Source organism: Paraburkholderia sp. GAS41 (genome assembly GCF_050436545.1).
Classification (GTDB): Bacteria; Pseudomonadota; Gammaproteobacteria; order Burkholderiales; family Burkholderiaceae; genus Paraburkholderia.
This window is the reverse complement of sequence record NZ_JBNDMK010000056.1, coordinates 1-9547: the sequence shown is the minus strand read 5'-3', so window position 1 is coordinate 9547 and position 9547 is coordinate 1. Positions and strand designations below refer to the sequence as shown.

Genomic DNA, 9547 nt, shown 5'->3' with positions numbered 1-9547 from the left:
ATTGCGAACACCTTATAGAAAGCGCCGCCGGGTTCATTGACAGGCTTCTACAGGCGACGCCTGCCTCGACTGTCATTGCCACGAGCCGGGAGGCGTTGAGGATTGCAGGCGAGTATGTCTACCACGTGCCGTCGCTCGACATGCCCTCGCACGACGGGGAACAAGACATCGCGCGCTTCGGCGCGATCGAACTGTTTCTTGAACGAACTGGTTTGCGGCTGGATGCAGGAATTGACGTATGCATGCCACTCATCGCTCGTATTTGCCGCCAGCTGGATGGCATCCCGCTGGCGATCGAACTCGCTGCGGCCTGCACTGCCGCTCTCGGCATTCAAGGCGTGGCCGACCGCCTCGACGACCGGTTTCAGATCCTCCGAAACGGCGCGCGGACCGCGCTTCCGCGCCAGCAGACGTTGCGCGCGACAGTGGACTGGAGCTACGCGCTTCTACCGTCACGGCTACAGACGATACTGGCCCAGCTAAGTCTGTTCGCGGGGAAATTCACACTGGACTCGGCGCAGCGGATGATCGGCGCCACCGACATGCCGCCGCACGAGGTAACGAGCGCTATTGCCGAACTCGTCGACAAGTCGCTTTTATGTGCCATTCCCAATCTACCTCAGATGCACTACCGTCTGCTCCACACGATCCGTGCGTATGCGTATGACCGTCTCGTTGAAAGCGGTACGAGCAACGACTGGTTAGTACGTCACGCGCGGTATGTTCTGAACACTTTCCGGACGGCCGAGAGGTTCGCTAGAGAAAGCAAGGAGATCGACTGGAGCCGCACGTTCGGGATTTATCTGGACGATCTTCGCTCCGCTGTCGAATGGGGTTTTTCAACAGACGAGACGACGGTTATCGCCATTGAACTCACCGTGGCTAGTATTGCCCCGTCCATGCAACTTGCATTGTTCGCGGAGTGTCTCTCCCGCCTGGACAGAGCTCTCGACGCGTTAGCCCGACTGCCCGTCCAAGCCCGGCTGCATTTGCCGGTAGTCGAATGGGAGATGAAGCTGCAGACGGCGCGAGGCGCATGCCTGCTGTTTCAAAGTGTAGGGGCTCAGACTGGCGAGCCATTTGACACTGCGTTGGCACTCGCCCAGGAGACTGGTGATATTGAGTATCAGCTGCGGGCCTCATGGGGCTGCTGGACTCATGCATGGCTGCACGGGCAGTATGTGCGGATGCTTGCTCTAGCGACGAGCTTCACGGAGGTTGCCGCGAAGTCCCGCTGGCCCGGCGACCGTACCGTAGCGCGGAGGATGTCCGGAATGGCTCGTCTGTACCTTGGGCAACTCAATGATGCACTCACCGAACTGGAATCGATCGGAATACCAGACGTCCGTGCCAGCCGCACCGAGCGTATCCGCTTCCTTTTTGACGAGCACAGCGCAACCGGCTCCGTGCTTGCGCAGGCACAGGCATTTCTCGGCCGCGACGATGACGCTGAACGGACGGCGCGGCGAGTACTCAAGGACGCGCACTCACTGGATCACACGCCATCGATCTGCTACGTGTTGAGCGAGGCAGTATGTCCGACAGCATTGCTGCGCAGCGATGATGCAGGGCTCAACCACGCGGCCCAGATGCTCTCCGACACCGCCCGACAAGTGTGGGCATTTAAGCCGCGCGCGGAAATTTGGCGAGGTTTGATTACGCTGCGCCAAGGGCAGGTCGAATCGTATGGCACCTGCATCGCGCCTTCGTTGGAGAAAATGGGCGATGCGCAGTATTGCGTCGTGCTGACGGCGTTCCTGGCTGAAACCGCAATTGCGTTGGCGAGATTTGGCAGAGCCCGCGATGCGGACGCGTTGCTCGCCCGCGCCATGGCGAGGGCAGTAGCTGTGAACGACCTCTTCTCCTGGGTAGAACTGTTCCGAGCCGAAGCGGAGATCATGCTTTTACGGGGGGAGCCCGACGCCACCGCTGAACTAGCTGAACGTAAGCTTTTGAACGCATTGCACGTCGCCCGTGGTCGAGGGTTTGTAACCTGGGAGACGCGTTGCAAGGATAGCCTCGAACGGTTATGGAAACTCGTCGGAAAATCGCCGGTTCAGTTCGACTTGGCGCAATCGACATTGCCGGCGCCATACGAACCCATCGATCTACTTCTTGCGATCCCATTACGAGCCAATAACATCGCGGTGTGATACAAGAAATTTTCAGAACTTTTCAGCCCAAATGGAGGCGATGACGTAGTTGCGCCGCTACTCTCCACACATGTGTTCCAATCGGCATGCGTCAGAGGGCAGCGAAAATGAAATATCACGGGACAATGGTGGGCTTCGAACGTCCGGACGGGCGCCCCCTCGAGGGCTACCTTGCCGCGCCGGATGATCAGGCCGGCGCGCCGGCCGTGCTCGTTCTGCAGGAATGGTGGGGGCTAAACGACCAGATACGTGGAGTCGCGGACCGGCTGGCGAGTGCCGGCTATTTCGCCCTCGTTCCCGATCTCTTTCGAGGAAAGACGACCGTTGAAGAAGAAGAGGCCAATCATCTGATGAACAGCCTCGACTTCTCAGAAGTGACTACCCAGGATGTTGCTGGCGCGCTGCAATATCTCGGAGCCAAATCGGACCGTATCGCCGCGATGGGTTACTGCATGGGGGGCGCGCTGACACTGCTTGCCCTGTGCCACCACCCGGTGCTCTCCGCAGGTGTCTTGTGGTATGGTTTTCCGCCGCTTGAGTACGTCGAAGCAGCGAAAATTCGCGCAGCAATTCTCGGCCACTGGGGGATTCAGGACGAGTTCTTTCCCATCGAGACGGCGAATGAACTGGAGGTGCGGTTGCGCGACGCCGGCGTAGATGTTCAATTCCATCGATACCTTGCATTTCATGGATTTTCGAATGAAACGGCCGTCGGCAGCGGACGAATATCCCGTACGCAGTTCGATCCGGTCTGGGCGGCGAAAGCGTGGGATCGAACCTTTACCTTTCTTGGTCGGGCCATGTGGAAGTAGGGGGCGAAAAGCATGGTGCGTCTATGTAATTACTCCGTGCCTTCTCTAAGCCGAAACCCCCGTCAGCGCGATGTAGTTCAAATACGCCCAGCGACACGCACAGCACTCTTGACGCATACATCTGTACCTCTAACAGGACGTCGAACACGAAAAAAGGATAACTAACTTAATCGACAAGTGTCGACGTTGTCCTAGAATCGATCAAGTGTCACAAAGTCTGGAGGACCCGCGGCGTATAGCCCTCTTCTGCAGAGCGTCGGCAATGTAACGGCAACGCATGGACCGGTTCCTCATTCGATCGCGGACCATATCAAAACGTTGCGCCTGGCGCGCAGATCACGCAATTTAGGGGCGCTTTAAGTAACGGCTCTCGTCTGTCGTTTCGCCGCAGCCTTAGACGGTGCTGAGCATTTTCCCCACAAGGGACCCGCGACGCCGCGCCAGCAACCGAAAAGCAGTCGTATGTGCCGCGCAGATTGCTGCTGTTAGCAACCAGGTCACGTGTGTGGCTTAGGCGCTCGACGGCTAAAACAATCGGCATGACTTAAAGTTCCAATTGACAATCTATCTAGTGATAGATACAGTGCGGTTCATGGATGCTACTTCAACGGTACGTGAGAAAATTGTCGGCCATGCTATCAGGCTGATGATGTTGCGGGGTTATAACGGATTCAGCTATCGTGATCTGTCTAAACTCGTTGGCGTGAAGACTTCGAGCATTCACTATTACTTTCCGGCGAAAGATGACTTGGTGCTCGAGGCAGTTAACGAGTACAGTAAAGAGGTGCTCGACGACGTTCATTTGATCGACGTATCGTTGTCGGCCGATGCGAAATTGGCGAAGTACACGAAGAAGCTTGGCAAGATTCTTGGCGAAGGCGATCGGATCTGTCTATGCGGCATGCTCGCCGCGGATATCGAGTCGTTGCCGGACAATGTACGACACGCGGTGCAGGCATTCTTTAAGGCCAACAAAAACTGGCTAACCAAGGTGCTCTCGCAAGGCGCCAAGGAAGGCTCGCTAGCGTTCAACGGGAAGGCGGAGTGCGCCGCTCGTACGGTCTTCGCGGCATATCAAGGCTCTGCGTTGGCGAGCCGTTTGTTTCAAACAAGATCGCGTTTGGAGAACATCGACTACGCGTGGAAAGTCAGGAAGTAACGCAGGACCGAAGGCAGCCGTAACCTTTTGTCATTTGCCGTGTCATCTATCTACAGATAGATGTACGGCGGAATAAAATGAAATCCCTTTGTGCGGGGGAGTCTGCACAGTATTCTATCTATGGATAGATAGATATTGCTAAATCTCTAAATAGGAATCACATCATGTCAATCGAAAAAGTTCTCTACCGCGCCCACGCTGAAGCCACCGGCGGCCGCGACGGCCGTTCGGTCGTGCCGGAAAGCAAACTCGACTTCAAGCTGACTACCCCACGCGAGCTCGGGGGCGCAGGCGGCGAAGGTACCAACCCTGAACAACTTTTTGCCGCGGGCTACAGCGCCTGTTTTCTGGGTGCCATGAAGTTTGTCGCTTCGCAAAACAAGATCGCAATCCCGACAGACGTATCGGTCAACGGCAGCGTGGGAATCGGAATGATTCCGACTGGTTTTGGCATCGAGGTTGAATTGAAGATTTCGCTGCCTGGTATGCCGCGCGAAGCCGCCCAGTCGCTGGTCGACAAGGCCCACGTTGTCTGCCCGTATTCGAACGCGACGCGCGGCAACATCGACGTCACGCTCACGCTCGTCTAAGGAAGCGCGGGGTAACACCTAAAGAGAGCTCTGCGCCGAAGAGTCGCTAGGTTCGATAACAAGTTGGTCAGGCGGCGCCGCAAACGGTCAAAACGCCGCCGTTCGAACAAGAAACCGTCACGGCAATACGTCAACGCGCCGACAAGATGTGTATGCGGGTGTCGGAATCGAGACGGTTCATTGAAACTCTGTACAGGACAAATGTTATGAAGAAGCTTTACATGGTTGCTGCGCTCGCCGCTACGTTGACGGTTGGAACGCTGCAAGTCGCCGCAGCGCAATCAGCATCGCCTACCGGCGTCAAGAATGTGGTTCTGGTGCACGGTGCATTCGCGGATGGCTCTGGCTGGGCGGCGGTAGCCAAGATTCTGGAAAAGGACGGCTACACGGTGTCGATCGCGCAACCTCCCGAGACCTCTTATGCCGAAGACGTTAAATACGCGAAGGCAGCCGTTGACGCCATGGACGGGCCCGTGATTCTCGTCGGCCACAGCTACGGCGGGTCTATCATTACCGAGGCTGGCAATGATCCGAAGGTTTCGGGACTGGTCTATATTGCTGCCTTTGCGCCTGATGTGGGTGAGAGCGCCGCAACGATCGAACAGGCAATGCCGCAGGCTTCCACGGCGTTCAAATCGGACAGCAATGGAAACTGGTGGATAGACCCGGCGCATTTCGCTGCCGACTTTGCGGCAGACGTTCCGCCGGCCGTGTCTCACTTGATGGCCCAGTCACAGGTGCCGATTTCCACCGATTCTTTTACCGCCAAGATTACGACACCCGCCTGGAAGACCAAGCCCAGCTGGTACATGGTGGCTACCAACGACCGGTCGATCAACCCTGACAACGAGCGCAGGATGGCCAAGCGGGCCAACGCCACCACCGTCGAGGTGAAGGCGAGCCATGTGGCCTACATGTCCAAGCCGAAGGAAACGGCCAAGCTAATCGAGGAAGCTGCCACCTCCGCCTCGAGCAAGTAACGGCGCCAGCACAATGCAAGTCGAAGTTTCTTCCAGCAGATGATGCTGCAGGAGACGTCCACGGATGCGCGTGCGCCGGAAGTCATGCAGCGAGGCGATTGTGGGCTGAAGGATTCATCGAGGTTCCCCATGGCTACTGCCATGGGGCTTATCTCGACGCGCGACGAAGGTCGCAATATCGGCAACGCGTGGGGGTTAGGGCATTTGTCGTAGTTGTAGCACGATCATCTTCCGCGATTACCTGTCTCGGCAGGGCTCGGAAGAACTTGCTGCGTATCGGCGAATAGAGTCGATCAGTGACAGGATTTGCGTGACCTCGTCACGGTTGGCTCGGTTTCGCAGCTTCTTCGGCTCATTTCATTAGCGTTTCTTATCTGGGAGGCATGTCGTCATGAAACACGTCAACCCTTGGAGTCAGGTAGTCTCGCTTTTGTCGTATCTCTCCAGCGGCGTTGATAGCGTCGCTGGAGAGCCATGGCCTTTCCCGTGCAGGCCCGCCGTACACGCAGCACGGATAGGGAAGCTGGGCACGTCTCATCAGACTACGACAGTTCCAGCCCCCCCCGGAAAAATCTCGTCGATCGAGCGGCAGGGGGATGCTAGCGCGCTGATTTCATGGTGCGATCCTACGATGTGCCACTACGTCGACCAGGTTTGGAGCCGGGTCAGGGCCCGTAGCAGCGGGTACTGTGCATTGACCGGCCAGCGCATTGAAAGAGGAGACGCAGTCTTCAAGCCGCGCGGGCGAGGTAGGCTTCGTCCCGTCAACTATGAAGAGATGATCCTGGCTACGGCGCTCGAGTAAGCAAATTGATGCCGTCACGCCCGTCAATGTTTGTGGCGGGCCTTGCGGGTAGAACGGCATGTCGCATCTATGGTTCGTGTTGAGCCGGAATTAATCTCAACTGGAGAGCAAAGATAAGTAAGACCGTTATCCAGTACGTTTTTTTCGCATGAAGACGGTTGGTATCTAGTGCATCTTCGGCCTCGCGGGCGACAACGCCTCCTGGATCGAGGGCGCACTGTACGCCGACAACGAGGCGTAACGGACCGGCGGCGGTTGCATCGAGCTCAATGCGACCTACCCTGCAAACGGAAATGTGCGTATTTATGACATTGCAGCACTTCGCTTCACGTGTTGCTTCGGCGAAATCAGTGGGATATCAATGGGATCACCGGTACATACGCGGAAAATTTTCCAGTGTTCCATCTAGTTGGCATGCGGGCGGGTGGCGTGCATATAGCTCGCTGGCTCGCGCTTCACATGCTCAGCAACGACGGATTCGACATCCCTTGTGACATGTTCACGCTGGCGGTCTGCGCGCGCGGAATTTCGACACGCGAGAACTGAGCCGAAAGAGCAACACTGTTGATTTGTGCGATTCACAGACATCATTTCACTTTCTTGAACGTCGTTTTCTTTGCGCGCTTGAGTTCGTGGCTCCGTTAGGAGACGCGAGTTCAAGCGCGCGCCGATGATGTTCGGCAAGGATCTTGTCGACTCGCCATTCGCGATGCCGGATCCTCTCTTTCAACCCGTCGTAGGCGGTTTCTACCTGCTCAGCGAGAGGTGTGATTTCGCTCACTTCTGCGATGCGGTCGACGGGAGTCTTGCCGCCGAGTGAGCCGTGTGGGCGGCGCCAGTTGTAGTCGAACTGCCACTCCTCAATTCGTCGGTCAATCTCGTCTTCAGTCGGGGCATGGTGGAAATAGAATTCGTTCAAGTCAGTAAGTTGTGAACGTTCGACCTTGCCATTGAGGTGTGGCGAGCGTGGCGGGATCGGTCGGAATTTGATGCACTCGCTCATCAGACGCCGCTGCACTGATTCGGCGAAGAACTCGCCGCCCCTGTCGGTCTGGATACGCTGGATCGGAAACGGCATCTCTTCGATGACGCGATCAAGAAAAAGCAGCGTATCGCGGGCATTTCTGCGAGGGTACACAGCCAGTACGCGGAAGCGCGAGCAGTCGTCGATGGCCGTGTACTGATAGACGCCTCGCGCGATCTTCATGGTGTCCATCTGGACCCGATCTCCCGGAACCGGGCGACTATAGCGTGTGGGATGTGCCGGCCGCCTGGAGCGCACTAACGGTTTCACGGACGCCTCGGTCAGAACCTTGTGAATGGTCGCGAGGGACAGTTCTCTTTGTTCGTAAAGCCGCAACTCGTTCTGGATCCGCCGTGCGCCCTTATGCTCGGCGCGCAGCCGTAGAATCATCGCCCGATCAGCTTCGGAGACCTTCCGGTTTGGGCTGTTGAGAGGGCGGCGACTTTGAGAGCGATGACCTTCTTCTCCAGCATCCTGGTAGCGTTGTAACCATTTACGAAGTGTCGGCCTTGAGATGCCACAACGTGCGCAGACGAGGCCGGCGTTGCCGGTCTCGTGATACATCAATACCCAACGTAATCGAGTCGCGATTTCGCGGCCCATCGCCTCATTTTAGTTGAAACGATCTGTGTGAATCACACAGTTGATTTCGACGGTGGTGCAAGAGCGGCGACTCGTCCAAACGGAGGAAGGGGTGGATAAATTTCATGGCTGGAACCCTTCCCTCATCCAATCGCTAAAAATCTTTAACATCGCAAGCGACCAGTAGGACCCACTCAGTGGCATGCGCCCACTCTCCGTTCCTGAAAGCCGACCATAAACGTGGCGGGCGTTTGCATGATCGTCATATAAGATATCGCCGTTGGGGTTCGACATGTAGTCGTAGTCTCCCAGTTTGACGCCTTGCTCTGACATGCAGTTGATTTGCGATTCGGAGAATAGCGGGCGTATATCTGTCGCGAAAGATTCCAAATTTTCCTCCATTGTGCAGTTTCCCTCAAAGAGCCCGGTCGCGTTAAACATGACCACGTCTCTTTTATAGAATCGCACCGAACAAACCCACAGTGAACGTAGGGCCTTCAGAAATTTGTGAGGGAGCCATGCGGCGCTCTAGGGAAGGTCTGCACAACACGTTTTCGAGGCACTGAGCTGACCTTCTGCCACTTGGGCCGTATTAGCCATAAGTGTCTGCTCGCAAGTTGGTTCTCCGGTTCTTGAAGCGTGGCGACCTTTTTTTGCCGAGACCCGCGAGCTCAATCTCAGAGCGATTCAAGCTTTTCGCAAAGCCTTGCGTGCCATCCACAGGTTGCCCAGCGCAAACAGGGTCGTGATCTGGGCCGTGTTCTTCATCAACCCTCGGTACCGGGTCTTCGTATAGCCAAACTGCTGCTTGAGGATGCGGAACGGATGTTCAACCTTGGCGCGGATGCCGGCCTTCAGGCGTTCAATCTGATCGAATATCGCGTCCAGACGATCGCTCAGGTCCAGTTGCCGACGCTTGCCTGGTCGCATCGCGACATGCCAGCGAACCGCGTTCTCCTGGCAGCGCTTCTCGATACCCTGATAGCCGGCGTCAGCGTACACATCCGTTTCCTTTCCGTGCAACAACCCTTCGGCCGCATTGATGTCGTGAACGTTGGCCGCTGTACCGATGACGGTGTGGACCAGGCCCGACTCAGCATCCACGCCGATGTGTGCTTTCATCCCGAAGTACCATTGATTTCCTTTCTTCGTCTGGTGCATTTCCGGGTCCCGTGTACCCGAGCCGTTCTTCGTCGAACTGGCTGCCGAAATCAAGGTGGCGTCGACTGCCGACCCTGCCCTCAGCATCAAGCCTTTCTCGCTCAGGATCTCATTGACTAGCGCGAGCATCTGCACGGCCAGGCCGTGCGTTTCGAGAAGGTGACGGAACCGCAGAATCGTGCTCTCTAAAGTGGACCCCGAGTTTGAGACGGTAGTTTAAGCTGTCGTCCGCGAAAGGATGGCAGAGAATGAGCGAAGGAAAAAAACGCAGGGTGCACACG

The 9547-nt window shown here is 56.7% G+C and carries 8 protein-coding genes and 1 pseudogene; 6 read left to right on the top strand and 3 right to left on the bottom strand.

All coding sequences use genetic code 11. The features are described 5' to 3' along the window. From P3T43_RS35160 to P3T43_RS35135, 6 genes are all read left to right on the top strand, one after another. Positions 1-2153 (top strand): ATP-binding protein (locus tag P3T43_RS35160; protein ID WP_429285593.1); only part of this gene is annotated, 2153 nt, incomplete at its 5' end. Between the two features lie 107 nt (positions 2154-2260). Then, positions 2261-2965 (top strand): dienelactone hydrolase family protein, encoded by a 705-nt coding sequence (locus tag P3T43_RS35155; protein ID WP_429285592.1) that lies wholly within the window; start codon positions 2261-2263, stop codon positions 2963-2965. 592 nt (positions 2966-3557) lie between these two features. Continuing rightward, a complete protein-coding gene (locus P3T43_RS35150; protein WP_429285591.1) occupies positions 3558-4124 on the top strand; it encodes a TetR/AcrR family transcriptional regulator in 567 nt (188 codons plus the stop codon). 164 nt (positions 4125-4288) lie between these two features. Continuing rightward, complete coding sequence (locus P3T43_RS35145; RefSeq protein ID WP_429285590.1) at positions 4289-4714, top strand: organic hydroperoxide resistance protein; 426 nt, start codon at positions 4289-4291, stop codon at positions 4712-4714. A 206-nt stretch (positions 4715-4920) separates the two neighbouring features. After that, on the top strand, positions 4921-5694 hold the full coding sequence (locus P3T43_RS35140; protein WP_429285589.1) for an alpha/beta fold hydrolase: 774 nt from the start codon (positions 4921-4923) through the stop codon (positions 5692-5694). A gap of 391 nt (positions 5695-6085) precedes the next feature. Beyond that, positions 6086-6499 carry a DUF3331 domain-containing protein gene (locus P3T43_RS35135; RefSeq protein WP_429285588.1) on the top strand — a complete coding sequence of 138 codons (414 nt, stop codon included), beginning with the start codon at positions 6086-6088 and terminating at the stop codon, positions 6497-6499. 592 nt (positions 6500-7091) lie between these two features. Here the strand turns inward: P3T43_RS35135 and P3T43_RS35130 are convergent. The 3 genes and pseudogenes from P3T43_RS35130 to P3T43_RS35120 all read right to left on the bottom strand — a co-directional run. After that, positions 7092-8126, bottom strand: coding sequence for an IS481 family transposase (locus tag P3T43_RS35130; protein ID WP_429285587.1), 1035 nt, complete (start codon positions 8124-8126; stop codon positions 7092-7094). Positions 8127-8228: 102 nt separating this feature from the next. Continuing rightward, a complete protein-coding gene (locus P3T43_RS35125; RefSeq protein WP_429285586.1) occupies positions 8229-8546 on the bottom strand; it encodes a hypothetical protein in 318 nt (105 codons plus the stop codon). A 246-nt stretch (positions 8547-8792) separates the two neighbouring features. Then, positions 8793-9452 (bottom strand): annotated as a pseudogene (locus tag P3T43_RS35120) (IS5 family transposase); the annotation flags it as partial. Between the last annotated feature and the right edge of the window lie 95 nt (positions 9453-9547).

Excerpts from the sequence above, each read along its gene's own strand:
- P3T43_RS35155 (WP_429285592.1), top strand. The coding sequence starts at position 2,261 with ATGAAATATCACGGGACAATGGTGGGCTTCGAACGTCCGGACGGGCGC.
- P3T43_RS35150 (WP_429285591.1), top strand. The coding sequence starts at position 3,558 with ATGGATGCTACTTCAACGGTACGTGAGAAAATTGTCGGCCATGCTATC.
- P3T43_RS35145 (WP_429285590.1), top strand. The coding sequence starts at position 4,289 with ATGTCAATCGAAAAAGTTCTCTACCGCGCCCACGCTGAAGCCACCGGC.
- P3T43_RS35140 (WP_429285589.1), top strand. The coding sequence starts at position 4,921 with ATGAAGAAGCTTTACATGGTTGCTGCGCTCGCCGCTACGTTGACGGTT.
- P3T43_RS35135 (WP_429285588.1), top strand. The coding sequence starts at position 6,086 with ATGAAACACGTCAACCCTTGGAGTCAGGTAGTCTCGCTTTTGTCGTAT.
- P3T43_RS35130 (WP_429285587.1), bottom strand. The coding sequence starts at position 8,126 with ATGGGCCGCGAAATCGCGACTCGATTACGTTGGGTATTGATGTATCAC.
- P3T43_RS35125 (WP_429285586.1), bottom strand. The coding sequence starts at position 8,546 with ATGTTTAACGCGACCGGGCTCTTTGAGGGAAACTGCACAATGGAGGAA.